Genomic DNA, 19,651 nt, shown 5'->3' with positions numbered 1-19,651 from the left:
AGTAGCCCAAAAAACCACCCACACACCACAAGAGCGTCAATACGTTTAATCTTTAAACTATAATTTACATATAAGTGAAGAGTAGGATCTGTATTATTCAATGGAAACGAGAGACTTTGCGAAAGAGCTCTAATCACTTTTTCTATGTGAAATAATGTTTTTTACTCACTTGTTATGGGAGCTTTGTGGTCATGGGTTTATCATTATTAGAACTTTTAACGTATCACGATAATGGACAAATAACATTTGATGCCTACATAAATAACCAAAAAGTCACTTCATATGAGGGTTATTTGCAAGTTATAGATCAGATTACTCGTATTTGTGAGCATGAGGATGATGCTCCCCTGGCAAAAGCCCATGTGAAAAATTTAGCTAAAATTTTATTGCAAAAATTCCAAGAGCATCTTAGAGAAAACAAAAGTGATTGGTACGATAAAAGTAATCCAAAGATATATACAGTGGCCAAGCAGCTGGAGGCTTTTGCTTATTTAACAGGCGAACAAGAAGCTATTAACGCGATAGTTGAAGAATTCCCCTTATTGAAATTAGTAAAATGTGATTATGAGTCTTATCTGTATAATAACTTTCTAAATAATGGCGATCCGCTTAAATTTAAAAATTTTGATCGTGATCTTCTCGTTTTACAAATGATGATTCGGGTGTTGGATCCTCGTTATATCAATCAGCGTGATGAGCAAGTGTGTGGCGTCAATGCTTTTGTGCATAATATCGCCTTATTCAATCCATTAAAATACGTACAGATAGTAACTGAACTCGCTGCAAAAGGGGTTTGTGATCTTAAAGAGTTTGCCGGGAAGGAAGGCGTATTACGGGTCGAAGTCACGGAAGGGGTTGCAAATAAAAAAAGTTCGGACGGAACTACGATTCACGATGCAGATCACATTATTTTAAATGGAATACGTTCATCAGAAAATTCTATTGTTCACTACAGTGAAGAAGGAGCAGATCTGGCCAAAAAACTTTTTGGTGTTACTACGCATCATGAAATCAATGGCTGGATGCAACAAGCTGGGTACAACCATGTGCGAAATATCCCCATTCATAATAGGGAGGCAATAAAGCAATTACAATTACTCATTCAAGATGGTTATATGGTGGGTTTTGCCGGCACAGGAAGCCTTGCTGCATATATTCTTGATCCAGAGGATGGGGAACCTAAAAATCAAAATCTCGTGCAACGTTTTATGGATGGTCATTTTTTTATTATTAGAAATATCGAGTTTGATGAACAAAATGATAAAGTAAATATTCGTATTATGACTTGGGGAAAAGAACAATCAGCCTCAATTCCATTTGAGGTATGGAAAAAGAATATAGGACTTGTGGGAACCGCAGTTGTTGGTCAAGACCCGTATGCGAATATTATGTTTCGCGTAAAAGCACGGGATATTGACGATTTACAACGTACTACCTATTGCTCCCCAGAAGCATATTGTTTGTATGTGAGGAATATCATTGAGGATTCACCTGGCTATGAAAAAATTAATAAACTATTAGACCAGGCGTTTAAACATGAAAATGGAATAACCTGGTATCAAGCTGCAAAAGGAATACAAGATGCCATTGAGGAATTACCTAGAGAAAAAGCACTCATGGTTCCCTCAAAAATCTCTATTATTCCCTTAGTGACACCAGAGATTAAAACGGAATTTAATAGAATTCATCATATACATTGTCGTGCACGAAAAATCAGTGCTTTGGAAAATTTAGGTATCCAAGATAACATTGAAGTCCAGCGCCAACTCATCCCCCTGTACGCACAAGAAGGACAATGGGATAAGATAAAAGGACTTTTAGCTGATATAAAAAGTTACAGCCATACTGATCGAGAAATAATATATGAAAGCCTGGAGCTTGGGTGTTGTTTGGTAGTTGGGGGAGTAAAAGTTCCAAGCGATATAAAGGAATTAGTCGAAAAGAATACTCGCTTTCATTTTCAAGTAAAGGACTTAATTAGTGTATTAAGTGAGATTACTGGACTACCTAAAGGAGGCCCTTTTACCTATGGGGTTCGAAGTAGATTATTAGAGGTTGTTAATCACAGACTTAAGGAAGAAGGAAAAGCAAAAGTCCATAGTCTGAGCAATGTTATTTTATATAAGAAAGATATTTATCATTTAGTATCATTACTCGATAAGGAAGTCCATAGAATGGATCCATCCCATAAAACGATGCGTAAAGAAAAATTAGAGAAATTTTGTACGTTGCTAATTAATAAAATTGAGAATAAAGACGCACCGCATGATAAAATGGTGGATTTACAATCTGCTTCTAATCTCGACCACAAATTGCCTAGATTTTTACAAAAGCTATCTGAGTTTTTTTTAAAAGTAGCTTCGATTTTTGATAAAAACCTAATAACCAAGGACGTTGAAAAAATTAAAAGTTTTAAAGACGATTTAAATGGTGCTAAAGAAAATAATAAATCAGAAGAATACGATGTAAGTTTGGCTCCCATAGTTGATAATATTTAAGCGTTGATTATCAATTTTGATAATTGTTCTTCGTTTCAAACTTATTTGAAATAGGAGCCGGGTAAATTAAAAATTAGTAATATATTGTCTTAATGTGGTAACAAGGGATTACCTATATCATTAATCCCTTGCTTCCCACTGCTCGCTCATTAAATTCTTTCGCCAAAAATTCGATTTTTTGCCCCAATTGATTTTTTCCGATTATTTTTTCAGAGGCTTTATAAAATGTTTGGGATAAATAAGACATATAACCTGTGTTATTCTCATCAGATTTACGTCGTTGGATGCTCTTTTCATCGGAGCTCATACTGGTTAATAATAGCTTCATCAGTTCCTGGTATTCAGTATCCCCCTCGTCTTCAAAGCGTGAATAAAGATTCCCTGCATTTTCCACATACTTCAGGATCAATCGTTTTTTTATGTCAAAAATATCTCGCTCAACTTTATTGGTAGCAATGTCAAATTCCTTTTCAAGAATGTATTCATATAAGACAAATGAAAATTGATTGACCCAGGGAACAGTTCTATTATTTTTAAATAATGATACATCTTTAATATTAGTAATTAGAGAAGGACTGTTTTGGGCTAGATCATTTAATGCATTAATAAAATTGTTCAGGCTGGATGTGAAGAATGTTTCATAAAGATCGGTTGTGAATGTGGTGCTATGTTCTTTATTATATTCTTTGACGGCAGTTACAACTTCCTTTGATATCGATTCAATTTCCTTTAAAATTCTTTCAAAATAAGCTGTGTAATTATCCCCATCAATGTCTATTTCTTTAATTTTCTTAATTAAACATCTTGCAAATTCATTTCTTTGAATTAATAACTCAGCTTCCTTACCTTTATACGTTTTTTCATCCGCCTGCAATTGGTAGGCATCCAGTATTTTTTGACAATAACGGTGTGTCATATCCTTAAAAATGCTCATCGTCCCTCTCTTGTATAGTTCGCCAGAAAATACCCAAAAATCACAGATCTATTTTCGGGGATATCCATTTCTGCTGTTTCACCGCTTTGTTTCTTTTCCAGCCGCGGTAATATGCCAGTTTTGGAATTTAAAAATGAAGCTTAAAAATCGTTATGATAGTCATAGTGCCTAATATTAACTCATTGTAAGCTACAGGAAAAGCAATTGATTTTAGTTTCTTTTCTTGAGTATAAGGATTTTGGCTTTGGCACTGGAAGCTATGTTTAAAATTCTTTATCAATAACTAGGGTATTGAGTCCAAATGGAGATTGGCGATGCGGGTTAAATTTTTCAAAAACAAGAAAATCGAAACGAATACCTCAAATCAATATCGTGAAACTTTATGTGACGCACTAGAACACACTATGGGCGTGTGCATTGCCAGCACTTCTGCATTAGTTATCAATCCTCTAACAGCAAAAATAGGCAAAGAGCGGATGGCTAAATATAATGAAAATAGCTTAATCGCAGTGAAGGAAGTAGGCGAAGTGAGATCTTTTTTACTTAAAATTTCAAAGTATCGTGAGGACAAAAAGATTGATTTTTTCGATGCGAGAGCACCACTAAAATATATAATTTCAACGCATAGAGCGGGAAACTGTGAACACCAAGCATTTTATTTGGCCACTTTGCTAAAACTACAAAACATCCCTGCTTTTATTTATGATATCGAAGATATTGAGCATACCGTAGTGATTACAAAAGATTTTCTTCTTGACCCTTGGATAGGTAGGATTTTTTCACTTACTGAAGCAGATCTTGGTAAATTCTATGGTTCGTCTCTGAATATGAAGGCATCATGGTTGAATCAATTGCTAAGTAATGAAGAGTTTACGTATTATGAAAGGCTGAACAAGAAAACACTAAATCATTATTTTGCTCAGCCAGCGGAAGAGAAGGCAATGCCCATTAGTTGTTGTGCCCTATTTTAAAATTGCGCTCTAATGTCCTATTTGCTATTAACCTACATTTGGAGGGTTGGAGCAGAGGTTGGTTCCTCCTTTTTGTGGTTATCTTTTGGAATGGGAGGTAGCTCTTTATTAGGAGGTCTTCTTAGAGGTAATTTGTTTCCTTGTCTTTTTTCTTGTTCCGATGATAGAGGTGATCTAGGGACAGTAGTAGGTGGTAAATTATTTCCATCTTCATTTCTATCATCTTCTTCCAGAGAATCAGTTAAAGAACTTTCTGTTATAGAAGAGGTATTAAAAAAAGCCATTTTGTTGCCACCAATTACCGATGAAAGTAGTTTTGCTAATTTTAGTTTACTTTTTGAATCCTCTCTTTGTAACTTAACTTTTTCTTTTACTTCTTTATCATCATTAAAAATTGTAGTAACGGAAGGATGGTGTTCTTTAGATTTCCTCAGTACAACCGTCTCATTACTGACCTCTTCAGGACCCTGATCTTCTTTCTCCTTAAATAAATCCACTTGCTCCTTAGCTTTTTTATAAAAACTTATAATAAGAGGATCAAGGTCTCTACTTTTTAAACAATAAGCAGCATACATCGAATATTTATCATTTTGACTTTCTTTGGTTTTATTTTTTCTAAAAGAATTTTGGTTTGATTTTGCATAAGTTGGTTGAGATTTTATGATATCTGGAAAATCGTACGTCAATTGAAAAAATTTTAATATTACATTCGAAGGTAATTGAACATCCGCTTCTAATTTTATGAATAATTCTTTTCTGATATTAGAATTTTCAGCTCTAAAAAAAACTTTAATGAACCACCGAAGGAAAACCTGCTTTAAATTATCTTCATTACCAAACAAGGTAAGAACCGCTTCATTCGTTAAAAAATTTGCTACAAGTTGCTCTTCATATGGCTTTTGTTCTATTTTAGGCAAGACCGTAGAAGCTCCCTTCAGGAGCAATGCGATTGACTCTCTAATAGAAGCATTAAGGGCAAATAAATCAGGACTTACCAAAGCTTGTGATGCTTCTTCAAGATATAGTTGAGGTGTTTCAACAACAGTAAGATCATTTTTACTTTTATTACGGCGACCTAAAGAGTTTTTTAAGTTTTTTAAAGTATTAGCCCCTGCATTTGTTTCCATAGATGCTTTAATTTTTTTTAAGACCTCTGCTCCATGGGTTAGTATATGTTCAGAAAGTCCTTCTTCGAAAGGATCAGTTACCTTTTTCAAAAAATCACTGTGTTCTGTTATTTTATATTCATTAAATAGAGTAACAAGAATTTCTTTAAAAACTCTGCAATATGAAGATAATCCTCTTTCGCGTAGATCAAATACAGTATCTTTTAGGGCAGGATTTGATTTATTTTCACTTAATGCACAAAGAGACATAAATTTTTTAGCTAATTTCAGATAAGCTTCTTGACTGATTCTTTTTTTTAGATCAGGACTTATAAAAGGGTTAAAATCAGAAAATTTCTTTGACGCATCTTGCTTTTCTAAATCGCTCACTTCTTCATGTGTCAAAATTTGTTTTTTATTATAAAGAAGCACTATTAAACTACTTGCCACATGAGCAAATATTTTTTTCTGCGAAGGACTACATAGACTTAATATTTCATCAATATTGAGTTGAATTGCTTTGGACTGATCATTTGTTAGTTCGCTTTGTCCTAAAAAAGCAGTGCAAATAAAATTTTTTATTGCCTCCATAAAACGTTGATACGCTCTAGTCTGAATTTTCTTACTGTATTCTTCAAAATCTCTCTTATCCTCAGGATCGTGACTTATTTGCTCTAAAGAGAGGAATATCGAACCGAACTCTCCTTTATTATCGAGTCTTTTAAGTTGCGCTAATATTTTTAATAAGTTAGTTTTGGCATCAATATAAGGCTTGGGTAAAGAAATTTTTGGTGCTATTGGCTGTACTGGTGAATTAGAAGAAGGTTTTTTTTCATACTTTGTATCTCTTAAAAACATATAAATCCCTGTTAAATTAACGAACTTAGATTTTAAATTTTTGCTAAAATCCCTAAAATGCGCTAATACTTTAATTTTTTTAACAGAGATGTCAAGCAAGAGGCGTGGTGGTAAAAATAAAACACTCGGAGCATTAGCTCATGTCGGATAACTTAAGATTTTTGAATAAATTGATTTATAGAAATATTAGATCGTAATAAAGTAGGAATGATCTGGCCTGTACTTTCACACACAAGTTTTTTCTTGATATTTTCGAAATGCTTATCAACGGTGCGTTTTGATATTTCCAAAATATCAGCAATACGCTGTACCTTAAAACCATGATAGTAAAGATAAATAATCTCTTTTTCTTTCAAGGTTAGTTGTTTTGATGACATAAAGTTAAAAGGTAACGTATTAAAATCAAAAACTGTATCATTTACCATTTCATTCAATTTTGTTTCTTTTTGTGCCAAAATAAATTCCTTCAAATTTAAAGAATTCCTTGAACAATGGGATTCTGCAAGCGAATTCATCTCAATGATTAAGTCATTAGGCAATATTAGAATATTTTCTTTGGTTAATAATCGTCTGCATCGAGTGGCTAGGTCTTGGCTGATGACTTTTAAAATATCTACGTTGTTAAGAGTAAAATTATTAGATCGATGCGAATCGGTAATCGATGCAAATGTATAGATTTCTGTGTAATTCTCATTTTTATGGACGATATCGAAAAAATAAGCATATTTATGGTCAATTAAAATTTCTTTGATTGAATAAGGGAGTAGCTCATCATTAATAACATCTGAAGCATATAAACTTTCCGGAGTTGTAGTAATATTAGCGATAATTTGAGTGGCAAATAAATCATTTTTAAAGAAAACATCGAGCAGCCACTTATCAGACATCAATTGCAGACAACGCCCGTTCAAATCATAATAGAAATAACCCCAGGTAGAGATGGGAGTATTCCCAAAAATATGCGGGTAGAGGCCTCCTAAATAAGAAGTATACATTTTCATGTTATTGAAGACTTTCATCGTGACGTCCAATTTAAAACATATTGACTTATTATTCTTATTATAGCTTCCTGAAACGAATATATTGATCTCTCCCAATTCTTTACTTTTTAACCGAGATGAATAATTAATAGAAAAAAACCAAAGTCCCCTTCTGGGATTTTGAAACTTTTGGGGTCGCAGGGGCAATCAAAATAACAAGAAAAGAGTTCTTCTTTTAATTGTTAGGCGGAAAAGCTATTGGATTTAGAGGATTTTGTTTCCATATTTTCTGCAAAATCACTAAATGCGCTGACGAGTTCATCCGGGAATCCGGAGCTTTTGAATAGTTCATTAAGCTTTTGAATGTTAGGTAATGCCTTTTCAAGTGTATCTGAATCTATTTCTTCGTCATAATTTATTTCTTTACTCTTTGAAATAGCCATCAATAACTGCGCACTTTTAGGAGGGGACGTCATTAAAAACTCCTGTAGAGTCTGTTCTGGATTTTCTGGGGCGCTCAATTTTTGGATAAGTTGCCCTATTCTTTTTAGTTGGATAGGGGAAAGGTATTCGCATAATTCAACGAGATCAGTTAAGGAATAGCTAAAATAATTATATTTTTCAAGTAGCAAAAGCCTCTCTACTACTTTATCGTCTTCTGTGGCATCTGGCTTTGTTTGTGTGTTCTCGAAATGATTTACGAATGTTAGCAAATCCGACTGCTCATAACTTCGAGCTAATCCAATGTAATAGAGATCGATAAGAGCACGTCCCCCTGGTTCAGCACTGACATGCCCTGTCCTCTTAAAAAAACCATGTTCATGGCGGATGCTATTTTCGCATAGACTGCCACCTTCTATGGTCCAATATTCTTCAGCTGATGGACCAAGACTAAATCCGGAATTTTTCGGATATAAGAGTTGCATCATTGGATCATCTTCATATTTTGGCCCTTGGAAAAAAGGACTGAAATTATATAGTGCTTTACCGGTAAGATTATGCAAACCATGAATGAGTTCATGCGCTAATAAAATAAATGCAGGACCGCCATCAGTTAATCCATGTCCAGCAGAGGCATAGGCATCTAAATCCACAGAAGATATTTTATCGTTAAAGCGATAATCCACACCAATAGGAATCCTTTTAGCGCCAGCCCCACGAAGCACCTCTCTTTTAAAAAGGGTTTTAAAATCTTCCTCTGGCGTTATTGATTTGCGGGTATAATTTGGACTCGTTGCTGCACGGCCTTCCTGTATCAAGGAACATTCAAAATTATTGCTGGGTTTTAAGATTAACTGGGCGTTTTTGGTTGTGAGCAGATAATTTAGTTTTACAATCAATTGCATCCCTTGGGGTCTGGAGGCAATTTGCATTAGGAGCGAGGTAATGTAATTAAACTCCTCTTTGCTAAGTGAATTATTTTTACTTATATTTTCTAGCAGTTGATAAAAGTTGGCCCGCACAATTTCTTTAGGTTCCTTTGCTTTTAATTCAGGAAGAATATATTTTGCGTTTAAGGAGATAGTTGCTTCATCAGGAATATAAAGTGCTGAATTTTCTTGTAAACTCTTGGTTAAATCGTTATGAACTACTTGCAATTCTCGCAAAATATTTTTTATTGCCAAAATTCTTTTATAAAAAATAATTTGCTCATCTTTCGATGCATTAGGGTTAAATTGTGAGTATTGCGCTTCAATTGCTTCATATGCTGCATGATTTAAATGATCAATGCAGGCTGCCCACTGCATTAAGGCATGAGCATCTTCTTGAGGTAATGGCTTTAGCTGCTTAATGCCTAATGCATCGAGGCGGTTAGCAATGTTCCCAATTTTCTCTTTCATGATCAAAATAAAACCAGCAAGATGTTTTTATATTATAGATGATTGTATTTTGATCGATTTGAATGGACTCCTCCGGATGGAGTTAAAACAGGTTTAAATATTTATTAATTAACAAAGGAGTTTGATTTGCATTCTATAATTATGAATATCCAATAATTTTTCTAGAAATATAATGCACGAAAATCTTATATCCATTTTACTGAGTCCTATTACACTATTATTTCTTGTTACTGCATTTTTTTTGACTTTTGTTACCTCATTTGTATGGACTGTTTTTCTCAATATTAAATATACAGATTCCTTATTTCATTCATGTAAGACAAACAACCAATCTCCTATCTTATTGAAGGCAGCATTCTTTTTTCCACTTGTATTCATCGTATTAATCGCTGAGTATAAATGGTCCTTGTTAACCCAGGTGAATTTTTTTCCTTTACTCACTTCCCCATTTGTTCGCTTTAATTTTATCGGGATTATTGTTTCTTTAATTGCTTTGATTTTTATTAAAAATTTAGATAAAGAAGAGGAGGTTGCAGAATTTAAGATCCCCATTTTTTTTATCACTTATCTCATTGTGTTATATTTATTTTTTTTAATTATTCTTATGGCAACAATTGTTATGCGTTTGAATGCCTTTCCTGATGGGTTCCTTAGGAATTACTCTTTTTCTGCAGCGGAAAGAATTAATGAATACGTTCTTTACGCATTATTTTTGATCCATTTGATTTTAGTTTTCTTTGGCGTATCCATTAAGGCAGCCCAGAAAGTTCTGTTGATATTGGGATATACGATTGCTCTGGCTTTCGCTTATTCAATTGTTTTCTAGTTACAGAAAAATAAACCGTTTGTTTCCCATCCAGAAATAGGGGATAAGGAGACTCATTATGAGTCTCCTTACGTTATTTAACAAAGGCTTGTTTAGGAGTATCAAAATTAAAGATTAATCCAAAAGCGACTTGTGCAGTATTGGGATAAATGTGGGCAATCTTGGTTACTCCGCCATTAGGCTCAAACACATGACTTTTTATCTTGGTGTAATTGATTTGGCTGTAATCCATCATCAAGGTCCAGTGCGGATCCAACAGATTATAACGAACTCCAGCACCATAGCGAATACCGTTGCGGTTTGATGTAGAACTCCTAACCGTTGGATCGGATTCCCTAATTTTTACCTGCCCATTTGCATAACCCACTCGTCCATAGGCCCAAAAAGAGTCTGAGAAAAAGTATCCAGGCAATATGCCGATACCTTCGCTATTTGGGATTGAAAAAGTAGTTTTGAGAAAATTGCTGTGTATGAGTTCGTCGTTAACCAGGGTATATTTAACTGAGCTTATATTGGCGTTGGCTTCTGCTCCCAGATAAAAATTTCTATATCTTAAACTGTAACCACCAAATAAAGTTCCGAACTCTCCTGTCCCGGAGAAATGCTCTGTATCATAAACATTGAAAGCTCCTTCGCCTGCTGTATTGGAAATCGCTCCTAGCCTCGTTACATGAGATCGTTGCATAAAATGAGCGCCTTCAGGTCCAACTCCTACACCAACGTAAAACCCTGAAAAACAAGGATTGGCTAACAATAAAGACACAATACCGAGTAATTTTGTTTTCCTTAACATATTGTTCCTTAAAAAAATTGTTGTTTACCATAAAGTTATGGCATTTTCCCCTTAAATTAGCATAACAATTATGATTTGTGATAGATAGTCATTTTTACAGATCATGAGTGCTTTGTTTAAACTCTTCTTTTTCATCCTCATCAACATCAGCTCCAAATGTATTCACAAGCGCCAATTGTCTTTGTTGATAGGCGAGTATAAGTCCATAAATACTATGGGTTGGGGGGGGGGGGAACATACCCATTTTAGGTGCTTCAATCAATTCGATTTCATTCTCGGCAAGCTTTGCGAGTACATCAATTTTTGCTTCACTAATCAGTTTTGCTGCTTTTCTTAATAATTCAATTTTAAGCAAGGGTTCTTTTGCACATACGACGGTATCAAAATGTTCTATTTCTTTTTTTATTGCTCCAATAACTTCTTTATTAATTTCCAATGTACTATATAGAGTAGAATAGTTATAGTGCGTGTAGAGTAAGCCCGAAAGAGTTTTGACTAATGCGTGCCAGCTTCGATCATGCAGCATCCATAATATGGCATCGTTAGGAAATTCTGTATAACAGCTTTGTAAATGAACTGCTCCGGCTTCCAGTACGGCAATTAATTTTATTTTGAGCGCGTCAATATCACGCTTAAATTGAGATAAACCTTCATGTACTTTCTCAGTTCGCAGCAAGGCTATGATTTCATTTTCTATTGTTTTTGCCTGTTTATGTAAAGCAATTAAATCGGATTCTTCCGTAATGTGTTGTTTTAAATCATTCGCTGAGTCAATATAATTCTGCAGCTGCTTGGTGGATGTTCCTGCGTGATTGTAGAGAGCAAAATAGGTCTCACAAATGCCCAGACACACACGATAAGCACCCAGTGCATAAGCAAATTGACGCATAAAAACTTGCGCCATAGGTGTGTAGGGTTTCTCTGGTTTAAAGAGATACAAGCCTTCTTGTTCGCGAAATTCCAGCGGTAAGCCGCTTTGGAAAACATTCCTATCGAAAGCTGCTACAAGACTTGGATTTTTTTCTGACTCGAGCATTGCTTGAGCAGTTTCTACTAATTGATGCTCATCGACCAAACATTTTTCCATGGCCTCCTGAACCATGTTAAAGCTAAAAACGAGTTGTTCCCCTTGGGCAACTTCAGTGAGACTTTGTGTTCGCCCTGGATTAAAAAAATAGTTCATCAATAATTTTCTTATGTCAAACATGGCCTTACGATAGTGCTCCAGGCGGGCAAAAATTGGCTGAGTTGCAGTTTTAATTTCTTGCTGGTAGAGCTCCAGTTTTCCTTCCATAAAACCTTCTCCTTATTTAGTCCTTTATTGATGGTTTAATTTCTACAGGGGGGCAGGTTCGGTGTCAAGATGTTAAATTTTTTCGATAACGTTTTATTATTAAAAGAAATTAATCATCAGCGCAGTAAAAAATTTTCTTTATTTGTTCCAGTACGATGAATAGGATTGGCGCAAAGAAAATTGAGTTTTTCAATTATTGTGTTTATTTTATGGTGATGATAAAAAAATTGGAACAAGGTGCTGTGGTTTGCTTCACTGCTCTCAACTACACGAATGATAAAAAAAGATTTTAACTAAATATTTTTAAGGATTGACATGGATTTTAAAGAGAAAAAGGTCATTGTTACGGGCGCTAACCGCAGTATTGGTCAAAGAATAGCCATATCTTTTGCTGAGCAAGGCGCAGATGTTGTTATTAGCTACCGCAGTGACGCAAAAGGCGCGGAGGAAACGGTTCAAGCGATTAAAGCAATGGGGAGGAACGCAAAAGCATTTTATGCAGATTTCTCCAAAATGGAACATGTGGCAACTTTTGCTGAGCAAGCGATAGAATATTTAGGCTGCGTGGACACGTTAGTTAATAATGCAGGAATGCTTTGCCGGGAAACGATATTTGAATTGCCTCCAGAAAAAATGCAGCATGTCTTTCAGGTTAATGCCGTTTCCCCACTTTATTTAACCCAATTATGTGCCAAGAATATGATGGAAAGGGAAAATAAGGGGTGTATTTTAAATATTTCTTCAATCAGTGGCATCATGACAATGGCCAAGGGAATTGGTTATGGCGCTTCGAAGGCGGCACTAAATAAATGGTCAAAGCATGCGGCCTTGGATTTAGCACAGTACGGCATTCGCGTGAATACGATTGCGCCCGGTGTTATTGAGGCAGGAATGAATGAAGACACGGCTTCCAGTAATCCGGAATTGTGGCAATATTATGTGAACAATATTCCCTTGCAAAGACCAGGAACACCTGATGACATTGCACATATGGTTTTATTCCTTGCCTCAGAAAAAGCCAATTGGATCACAGGAAAAATCATTGCAGTTGATGGGGGCCATGTTCTTTAAACGGAATAACTTAATCTTTATCCATTAAACTGATACCCTCTAATAATCCGATTGATGTCCAAATAATAATCTTGTTGTTATAATTCAATTCCCAATAGATCCTTGTGAGAATTAATCATGCAAATGAGAAGTGAACGTGAAGAAAAAGAGCGAAAAGGTGCGAAGCTTGTTGAATGGGTAACTAATAAAATATTAGAGATGATAAATTGCGCCCAGCATTATCGAGTGATGCGGTTAGGATCGGAGATTGTTATTCGTGAAAGCACTCAAAATCCTCCTATTGCACATAGAAAAGAAAGGGTTGAGTTATTTTTAGCTTTTTTTCATAAGGCAGCTGAAAAAGGGGCGTTTGAACTGAAGGACGCAGTGATAAAAGCTGAAATTGACGGTAAGAAAGCAACGATTCCCTGCATAAAAATTTCTAATGTAAATATCGCAAAATTTGCCCAAGTCCTTGGATTAACTTCCGGTTCCGCAAAAGTGGACCAAAAAATATGGAATGTAATTCCTGAGGAAATAAAGTTACGCTGGAATCGATTTAATGACACAATGCAGGACCATATTGTTCACTGTTGTACGCCTCATGCTGATGCTGGTTTGCTCCAAACACTCAACACAGCAATATTTGGTAACTCTATGCGCTCTCCTATTGGTTTTAGCGTGCCCAGAATTCCAGTGCGATTACCTAATTCACGTTTGGAAGCAGGGGTCGGGAATGAGCTTTATGATTTAACTGAAATTCTCGCCATACAAGAACGACACCCCCAACGCCCTGAATTACGACGCGATCCTATTACTCGAGATTATTTTTCTCTTTATGAAGTGTTGCCTGATGCAGCGGCTCTGGAAAAAATACAACAAAAAGGGATGGGTAAGAGTTGATGTGGTGCTTGATCAGCACATGATAATCATAGAAAACTTTTTTATGGGAGGGGCATTTTTTTGTCCTACCTCCTCATAGAGCTGTAATCAGGCCAAAACAGGCGTAAGCACTCTTCAAATGTCACCCGAGTACTTTCAATAATCAACGTGTCAAAATTTTTAAGTCGTGCGTACTTTTCGATACTTCTTCGATGGTTTTTAACAACATACATCAAATATAAACTAAATGATCATGAAATGTATTGACTGGCGAATATCAATTCGCAATAATCATTTTGTAACTATTAGTCATTTTGGTCACTATTTGCTGTGTTCTATTAATATGTAAGCAAGGAGAATATCATGATATCAAGTTATCACATCAGGTTACTTATAGAAGAATGTCGTGAAATGGGTTGGAGCGGGCTCAATAACGGTAAAACTGCTTCGATGCCGCAAATTCAAATTGATGTTTTAAAACCACCGCATGATTTCTTGGGGGTCCAGGGTAATCCCGCGATTTTTGTCAACCAAAGTACTTACAAACTGTTAGGACACCTCCATAAAAATTGGGTCATGAATCAAACCATTGCTTTAAAGACAACTTTTTTTGAACAAAAAACAATTGATGTGATCGGTGCGATTATTCATGAGGGAGGACATGCTTTTAATGTTGCAGCAAAAATTGCTAATACAGAGACCAATGCGTATATCTATGAAATTGAAATGATGCGTAAACTATTTGAAACAAAAAGCCCTTTGCTATTTGGTTGTGATTTCAGTGATATTCAATCGTTTTTTAAGGGGCGTTTAGCTTTTTATAATAAAGGAATTGATAATAAAGATAACTCTGATAAAAAATATCTTGCAAGCTTAGTCGAAGCAATTAAACAAGAATTTAAACTTGAAGAAGAAGTGGCACCATCACCGGAGCAAAAGAATTCAGAACGTATTTCTATTTTTATAACAGGAATAACCTTATTTAAACAGAAACAGTGGACCAAAGAAAATGAAATAGTTTTGGAAAAAATGAAGATGGGTTTTTCAAGTAATTCCTAATTTATATAATAAAAACTCACCAATCGTATTTTTGATACGATTGGCAAAAAATACGCGTATTCCCCCCCAATTACTCACCGAAATTTTTGCCTAAAAAGAACCTCATGAAAGGATCTGGTGAATTCGTATTGATTCAGTTATTATTTATTTTCAAAAAGGTAGCGCTTTCAAAATATTATAGGAGTTGATTCCTATGCAACGTCTCATGTTATCGTTATCATTGATTCTAATTGGATCTGCAGCAGCATCTGCTGTGCAAAAATCAGTTGTGTGTCACATGAAAGGGTTAGAAGGTACTATTTCTTTTGCAGTCCCCAATAAAATCGGTGATTTACCTGCAGTTGATTTTGATTATCCAGCAACTGTGACCCGATTTAGTATGCGCACAGGAAATTTACTGCTGGTCGCTATGGACCAAGATGAAAAAGATCGCCCGCGAATTTTTATTTCTGCGCAATTAAACAAACAAAATCGAACATATGAGGGCCAATATATGGCAGATTTTGGTGGTAATCAATTGCAACTGGATAATGGCCCAGTCTCCTGTAAGTTAGAATAAATTTAATGACTGGGGTCTGGGTCAATAGAACGATTCAATTCTTCGATTTCATCAAGAATTTTTAAAAATTTTTCTCCAAATGGGGTAACAAAATACTCAACACGGGGCGGAATTTCATGAAACGTTTTCCTGTCAAGAATACCGAATTCAATATTTTTTCTGAGGCATTGGTTCAAAACTTTTGTGGTGAGGCCGTCTATGCTGCGCACCATTTCTCCGGGGCGGTTAATTCCTTCTCGCAAAAGAGCATAAATGGTAAGAGACCACTTACACCCGTAAATTGTTTCAACCATTGTTGCTGTTTTTAGGGGTATTTTTTGCTTCAATTTTTTCTTCAAATAATTCAATAATGTGTACCAATAAGTACCTAGTGTACCATTAAGTACTTACTTTTTTTAGAATTATATAATGCACATACTCCACGGAACAAATTGTTATAAACTAAAAAGGTGGGGAACATGTTCAATCAAAATTTAGCGATTATTGTAGGTGGATCCAGTGGAATGGGACTGGAAACAGCAAAAAAACTTGCATCAGGTGGCTTCGATCTCTTAATTACAGGAAGGGATGAACAAAAACTGAAATATGCAGTCGACGAAATAATGCAAAATGGAGGAGGCAAAATAGAGTATTTAGTGGGTGATCTTTATGATAAAGACTATGTGTCACAATGTATTATGAAAATAAAGAATGAAGTACGCAAAATAAAATATCTGGTTAATGCTGCTGGCTATTTTAAACCCATAAGCTTTTTAGACCATACTGAAGGAGATTATGATCGGCAAGTTAATCTCAACAAAGCTTTCTTTTTTATTACTCAGGCTGTTGCAGCAAAGATGAAACAAAATGGAGGGGGTTCAATAGTTAATATTGGATCCATGTGGGCAAATCAAGCGGTGAAAGCCACTCCTTCTTCGGCTTATTCCATGCAAAAAGCTGGACTTCATTCATTAACTCAGCATTTAGCCATGGAGCTTGCAGAATACAACATAAGAGTGAATGCCGTAGCGCCTGCAGTAGTAGTAACCCCCATCTATAAGTCATTTATACCCGAAGATAAAATTGAAGCATCACTACAGGGTTTTAATGAGTTTCATCCCATTGGCAGGGTAGGTAAAACAACAGATGTCACGAACGCTATTGAATTTCTTTTGTCAGATAAAGCAAGCTGGATTACTGGAGAGATCATCAATGTCGATGGGGGCGTCATGGCAGGAAGAAATTAACAGATGCTTGGGGAGATTGAGCTGAAATATTGTTCAGTTTAATTAAAAATTCTCTCTACGTACCGCGCCTAAAGCGCGGTATGTAGAGTAAAAATTTTTGAGGATTGCTAAGGGTTCAGATTGCCCCATTGATTCCGGGGCCCTAACAGATGTTTCTTATTCAGCAGGTACGTTTTACGTTTAAAAAATTGCAGCATTTTATAAAAGACATACGGCCCCGCATCCCGATGATCCAGTGTGTCGCTGACTGATTGAATAAAGACCGCACTACTGTATTTTGTAAATTGCTCATAAGCAATTTCTGCCCCATGGTAAGGAACATCTCTATCCCCTTTTGTGCCAACAAGCAATAATGGTGCTGTGGGGGAAAAATCATAATGATTGAAATAGTGCTTCAATTTCTCTGAGTTGCTGTCTGTATGATTTAAGATGGCATTAAAAAATTCCGGTTGAAAAATTAATGCCGGATTTTGAGGCAGCCCCTCAAGTATTTCTTTGGTGGAATGGAACCCATCAAATAACTCTGGAATGAGGGTATTGTAAGGACTGATAAAGATTTGATTCAAATTAGGCCAATAATTTTTATAGGTTTGCAGTGAATAGAAAAAATACGCCAAATACGCAGTAGCCCGTGGTCCCGGATCCAGCATAATAAATTTCATCGTTTCATCCCAGTCATATGGCGCAGAGCCTAAAGCAACTGCAGTAACCGGTATGTGTGGATACTTTTGGGCAAGGAGCTCAAACATCACCAAGGAGGAGAATCCTCCTTCAGAGTAACCGCCAATATATAGTTGGTCATTGAGTTCGATTTTTATTATTGCGGCAAGCTCTTTGGCAGCCAAAAGCATATTCACGCTGCTGCTGGCCAGTGTTTCATATTGTACATAAGGATGCAGAGGTAATTCATTATCCCCCAATCCAAGGTAATCGGGCATTACCGTCAGATAACCGCCATGATTGGCAAACAAAGCGGGATATACATAATCGCCCTCTTTTATCCTGGAGGGAGCATCCTCATGCTTGAAGCGAGTACCATGCTGATAACTGACAATTCCTATCTTATTTGTTCCATGAGGTACAGCTACCAGTCCAGAAGCAATAGTCATCTGGCCATCAGGGGCTGGGGTTTTATAGCTGATTTTATAAAGATCCACATCATAATTTGCTTCGAGCACATCAAGCGGTGGCATTTTTTTTAATGTCTTCTGCGCTACCTCTTTAGAAAATGCCCCCAGATAATTATAATTAACCAGCATTTCCAGGTCATTTTTCAGTGGTTGGCTATAGGAAGTGATACTTAAGAGGAAATATAAAAAGAAGAAGATTATTTTTTTAAAAGTGACCATAGTGACTTAGTTCCAAGTAAGTTTTTAAGATACAAAGACGGTAAATCGGCAAATTTATAACTCAGATTCAACTTTTTCCATATCTTTGTCAATGGTCAATTTCTTAACTCTTTTTAATTCTATCTTGTGATACTCTGTTCCATCATCAATGAGTAAGGAGGTGTGGAATAGATCAAATGCGCGTGCACTCAATTCCGGTCTGAACTTAAAATAGCGGTCATAATTGCTTGTTTTATAGTGTCCGGAGCTGCAATTTCGGATACAGCTTGAATGGGGCTCATTGGTTTGTCCAAGATTTGAATAAGCTTCTCGTCAAGACCTGGCATGGAATACCATAAGCCTTGAAATTCTTGTTTTAAAACTCCTTTTTCATCCAAGCAAGGAAATGTAATTTTTTGTGGGGTTAATAGGGTAATTTCTTCAGGATGCAGTGCAAGATACAACGTAACTGGATCGGCCAAATAAGTATTTTTTTTATGATTTGCAGCTATTTGATGCCAATTTTTCCAGTCTTCTATAATGGTCTTCCCCAGTCGTGAATGCAGGCTTATTTCAATATCATCGAATTCTTTTGGGGTTATATACAGATGGTGCTTTTCTATAAGTTCGCTTGCAACATAAATTGTTTCAACATTTTTTAGGACTGCTGCTGTGATTTCAGGGGATATTAGCCAATTGTAGCCTTTAGGATAATTTCCCCCCATTGCATAGATTTTGATCTTATCTTTAATCGTGTTATCGAGCAAAAGAGCTGCATGAATATTATGTAAAGGTCCTAATGCAACGATAATAAGCTTATGTTCGGCCGAATAATGCCTTGCAGTTCTTGCAATAAAGGCTGGAGCAGTCTCTTGCTCTATAAACTGTTTATTAAAAATTTCCCCATAGAAGTCTTTATAAGCGACGGCTTGTTTTATATGCCAACTTTTTTCCCCTTTTTCAGGATTAGGATAGCCATAAAAGGGCGGCCATAAAGGATTTTGTTGTAAGAATAGAGTCTTAGGATCGGATCTTTTTACTCCTATGCCTGCATAGACAGGGATATAAGGATAGCCTTGTTCCGTCATAATCAGTTTGGCAATACGGGATTTTTCCTCAACTTCAATATGATTTGCTGTCACAGCGAGTGGCTTATGCTCGCTATTAATTGCAAGCAATAATGCAAAAACATCATCAATGTCTCCTCCAATATCTGTATCCACAATATAGTCAAAGGAAGGAGTATGTGTGCTTTCTGCATGACACGTTATTGATAATAAAAATAGGCCCATGCCCGTAAGGCAGCAAAGAGTTGGAAGTTGGGCGGTGATCCAGCGATAAGCAATACATGCGAGCAGGATAGGTCTCCTCAATGTTTTCAAGAAGGAACATGGTTTAAAATTACTATACCTCAGTGCAATGGTGATGAGAAGCAGCTTGACACCC

17 protein-coding genes are annotated in these 19,651 nt (G+C 36.0%); 8 read left to right on the top strand and 9 right to left on the bottom strand.

Features of this window, described 5'->3' with window-relative positions:
* Nucleotides 1-191: 191 nt before the first annotated feature.
* Entirely contained in the window at nt 192-2,498 is a 2,307-nt protein-coding gene (locus tag FOLKNPGA_RS16070) for a hypothetical protein (RefSeq protein WP_182350833.1), read from the top strand.
* Between the two features lie 112 nt (nt 2,499-2,610).
* On the opposite strand, the gene FOLKNPGA_RS16065 is transcribed toward FOLKNPGA_RS16070, so the two are convergent.
* Nucleotides 2,611-3,432 (bottom strand): hypothetical protein, encoded by an 822-nt coding sequence (locus tag FOLKNPGA_RS16065; RefSeq protein WP_182350832.1) that lies wholly within the window; start codon nt 3,430-3,432, stop codon nt 2,611-2,613.
* A 314-nt stretch (nt 3,433-3,746) separates the two neighbouring features.
* On the opposite strand from FOLKNPGA_RS16065, the gene FOLKNPGA_RS16060 reads away from it, so the two are divergent.
* On the top strand, nt 3,747-4,403 hold the full coding sequence (locus tag FOLKNPGA_RS16060; protein WP_182350831.1) for a hypothetical protein: 657 nt from the start codon (nt 3,747-3,749) through the stop codon (nt 4,401-4,403).
* Between the two features lie 32 nt (nt 4,404-4,435).
* On the opposite strand, the gene FOLKNPGA_RS16055 is transcribed toward FOLKNPGA_RS16060, so the two are convergent.
* The 3 genes from FOLKNPGA_RS16055 to FOLKNPGA_RS16045 form a co-directional block, all read right to left on the bottom strand.
* Nucleotides 4,436-6,367 carry a hypothetical protein gene (locus FOLKNPGA_RS16055; protein WP_182350830.1) on the bottom strand — a complete coding sequence of 644 codons (1,932 nt, stop codon included), beginning with the start codon at nt 6,365-6,367 and terminating at the stop codon, nt 4,436-4,438.
* Between the two features lie 152 nt (nt 6,368-6,519).
* Entirely contained in the window at nt 6,520-7,386 is an 867-nt protein-coding gene (locus FOLKNPGA_RS16050) for a LuxR C-terminal-related transcriptional regulator (protein ID WP_182350829.1), read from the bottom strand.
* 203 nt (nt 7,387-7,589) lie between these two features.
* Nucleotides 7,590-9,188, bottom strand: coding sequence for a hypothetical protein (locus FOLKNPGA_RS16045; protein ID WP_182350828.1), 1,599 nt, complete (start codon nt 9,186-9,188; stop codon nt 7,590-7,592).
* Between the two features lie 172 nt (nt 9,189-9,360).
* Between FOLKNPGA_RS16045 and FOLKNPGA_RS16040 the strand changes: the two genes are divergently transcribed.
* A complete protein-coding gene (locus tag FOLKNPGA_RS16040) occupies nt 9,361-10,014 on the top strand; it encodes a hypothetical protein (protein WP_182350827.1) in 654 nt (217 codons plus the stop codon).
* 73 nt (nt 10,015-10,087) lie between these two features.
* On the opposite strand, the gene FOLKNPGA_RS16035 is transcribed toward FOLKNPGA_RS16040, so the two are convergent.
* Together FOLKNPGA_RS16035 and FOLKNPGA_RS16030 are read right to left on the bottom strand one after the other, a co-directional pair.
* Nucleotides 10,088-10,807, bottom strand: coding sequence for an outer membrane protein (locus FOLKNPGA_RS16035; protein ID WP_182350826.1), 720 nt, complete (start codon nt 10,805-10,807; stop codon nt 10,088-10,090).
* 94 nt (nt 10,808-10,901) lie between these two features.
* Nucleotides 10,902-12,101 (bottom strand): hypothetical protein, encoded by a 1,200-nt coding sequence (locus FOLKNPGA_RS16030; RefSeq protein WP_182350825.1) that lies wholly within the window; start codon nt 12,099-12,101, stop codon nt 10,902-10,904.
* Between the two features lie 315 nt (nt 12,102-12,416).
* Between FOLKNPGA_RS16030 and FOLKNPGA_RS16025 the strand changes: the two genes are divergently transcribed.
* From FOLKNPGA_RS16025 to FOLKNPGA_RS16010, 4 genes are all read left to right on the top strand, one after another.
* A complete protein-coding gene (locus tag FOLKNPGA_RS16025; RefSeq protein ID WP_182350824.1) occupies nt 12,417-13,172 on the top strand; it encodes an SDR family NAD(P)-dependent oxidoreductase in 756 nt (251 codons plus the stop codon).
* 117 nt (nt 13,173-13,289) lie between these two features.
* Nucleotides 13,290-14,054, top strand: a complete 765-nt coding sequence (locus FOLKNPGA_RS16020) for a hypothetical protein (protein ID WP_182350823.1) — start codon at nt 13,290-13,292, stop codon at nt 14,052-14,054.
* Between the two features lie 342 nt (nt 14,055-14,396).
* The gene (locus tag FOLKNPGA_RS16015) at nt 14,397-15,092 is read left to right on the top strand and encodes a hypothetical protein (protein WP_182350822.1); all 696 of its coding nucleotides are present in this window, start codon (nt 14,397-14,399) and stop codon (nt 15,090-15,092) included.
* Between the two features lie 193 nt (nt 15,093-15,285).
* Nucleotides 15,286-15,651 carry a hypothetical protein gene (locus tag FOLKNPGA_RS16010; protein WP_182350821.1) on the top strand — a complete coding sequence of 122 codons (366 nt, stop codon included), beginning with the start codon at nt 15,286-15,288 and terminating at the stop codon, nt 15,649-15,651.
* A 2-nt stretch (nt 15,652-15,653) separates the two neighbouring features.
* Here FOLKNPGA_RS16010 and FOLKNPGA_RS16005 read toward each other — a convergent pair whose 3' ends face one another.
* Entirely contained in the window at nt 15,654-15,977 is a 324-nt protein-coding gene (locus tag FOLKNPGA_RS16005; protein WP_232890114.1) for a helix-turn-helix domain-containing protein, read from the bottom strand.
* 132 nt (nt 15,978-16,109) lie between these two features.
* Between FOLKNPGA_RS16005 and FOLKNPGA_RS16000 the strand changes: the two genes are divergently transcribed.
* On the top strand, nt 16,110-16,877 hold the full coding sequence (locus tag FOLKNPGA_RS16000; RefSeq protein ID WP_182350820.1) for an SDR family NAD(P)-dependent oxidoreductase: 768 nt from the start codon (nt 16,110-16,112) through the stop codon (nt 16,875-16,877).
* Nucleotides 16,878-16,984: 107 nt separating this feature from the next.
* Here the strand turns inward: FOLKNPGA_RS16000 and FOLKNPGA_RS15995 are convergent, their stop codons facing one another.
* Together FOLKNPGA_RS15995 and FOLKNPGA_RS15990 are read right to left on the bottom strand one after the other, a co-directional pair.
* Nucleotides 16,985-18,226: a S9 family peptidase gene (locus FOLKNPGA_RS15995; protein ID WP_232890113.1), complete on the bottom strand. Its 1,242-nt coding sequence runs from the start codon at nt 18,224-18,226 to the stop codon at nt 16,985-16,987.
* A gap of 188 nt (nt 18,227-18,414) precedes the next feature.
* Nucleotides 18,415-19,587, bottom strand: a complete 1,173-nt coding sequence (locus FOLKNPGA_RS15990) for a nucleoside hydrolase (protein ID WP_182350819.1) — start codon at nt 19,585-19,587, stop codon at nt 18,415-18,417.
* Nucleotides 19,588-19,651 lie beyond the last annotated feature (64 nt).

Origin of the sequence: Legionella sp. PC1000, from assembly GCF_014109805.1 — a bacterium.
Lineage (GTDB): Bacteria > Pseudomonadota > Gammaproteobacteria > Legionellales > Legionellaceae > Legionella > Legionella resiliens.
The sequence above is the reverse complement of the archived record's forward strand: the minus strand, read 5'-3'. Positions and strand labels throughout refer to the sequence as shown.

What these genes read in the sequence shown, in the direction of transcription:
- FOLKNPGA_RS16015 (WP_182350822.1), top strand. Translation starts at nt 14,397, where the DNA reads ATGATATCAAGTTATCACATCAGGTTACTTATAGAAGAATGTCGTGAA.
- FOLKNPGA_RS16045 (WP_182350828.1), bottom strand. Translation starts at nt 9,188, where the DNA reads ATGAAAGAGAAAATTGGGAACATTGCTAACCGCCTCGATGCATTAGGC.
- FOLKNPGA_RS15995 (WP_232890113.1), bottom strand. Translation starts at nt 18,226, where the DNA reads ATGGTCACTTTTAAAAAAATAATCTTCTTCTTTTTATATTTCCTCTTA.
- FOLKNPGA_RS16060 (WP_182350831.1), top strand. Translation starts at nt 3,747, where the DNA reads ATGCGGGTTAAATTTTTCAAAAACAAGAAAATCGAAACGAATACCTCA.
- FOLKNPGA_RS16035 (WP_182350826.1), bottom strand. Translation starts at nt 10,807, where the DNA reads ATGTTAAGGAAAACAAAATTACTCGGTATTGTGTCTTTATTGTTAGCC.
- FOLKNPGA_RS16010 (WP_182350821.1), top strand. Translation starts at nt 15,286, where the DNA reads ATGCAACGTCTCATGTTATCGTTATCATTGATTCTAATTGGATCTGCA.
- FOLKNPGA_RS16030 (WP_182350825.1), bottom strand. Translation starts at nt 12,101, where the DNA reads ATGGAAGGAAAACTGGAGCTCTACCAGCAAGAAATTAAAACTGCAACT.
- FOLKNPGA_RS16020 (WP_182350823.1), top strand. Translation starts at nt 13,290, where the DNA reads ATGCAAATGAGAAGTGAACGTGAAGAAAAAGAGCGAAAAGGTGCGAAG.
- FOLKNPGA_RS16050 (WP_182350829.1), bottom strand. Translation starts at nt 7,386, where the DNA reads ATGAAAGTCTTCAATAACATGAAAATGTATACTTCTTATTTAGGAGGC.
- FOLKNPGA_RS16040 (WP_182350827.1), top strand. Translation starts at nt 9,361, where the DNA reads ATGCACGAAAATCTTATATCCATTTTACTGAGTCCTATTACACTATTA.
- FOLKNPGA_RS16070 (WP_182350833.1), top strand. Translation starts at nt 192, where the DNA reads ATGGGTTTATCATTATTAGAACTTTTAACGTATCACGATAATGGACAA.
- FOLKNPGA_RS16065 (WP_182350832.1), bottom strand. Translation starts at nt 3,432, where the DNA reads ATGAGCATTTTTAAGGATATGACACACCGTTATTGTCAAAAAATACTG.
- FOLKNPGA_RS16000 (WP_182350820.1), top strand. Translation starts at nt 16,110, where the DNA reads ATGTTCAATCAAAATTTAGCGATTATTGTAGGTGGATCCAGTGGAATG.
- FOLKNPGA_RS16055 (WP_182350830.1), bottom strand. Translation starts at nt 6,367, where the DNA reads ATGTTTTTAAGAGATACAAAGTATGAAAAAAAACCTTCTTCTAATTCA.
- FOLKNPGA_RS16025 (WP_182350824.1), top strand. Translation starts at nt 12,417, where the DNA reads ATGGATTTTAAAGAGAAAAAGGTCATTGTTACGGGCGCTAACCGCAGT.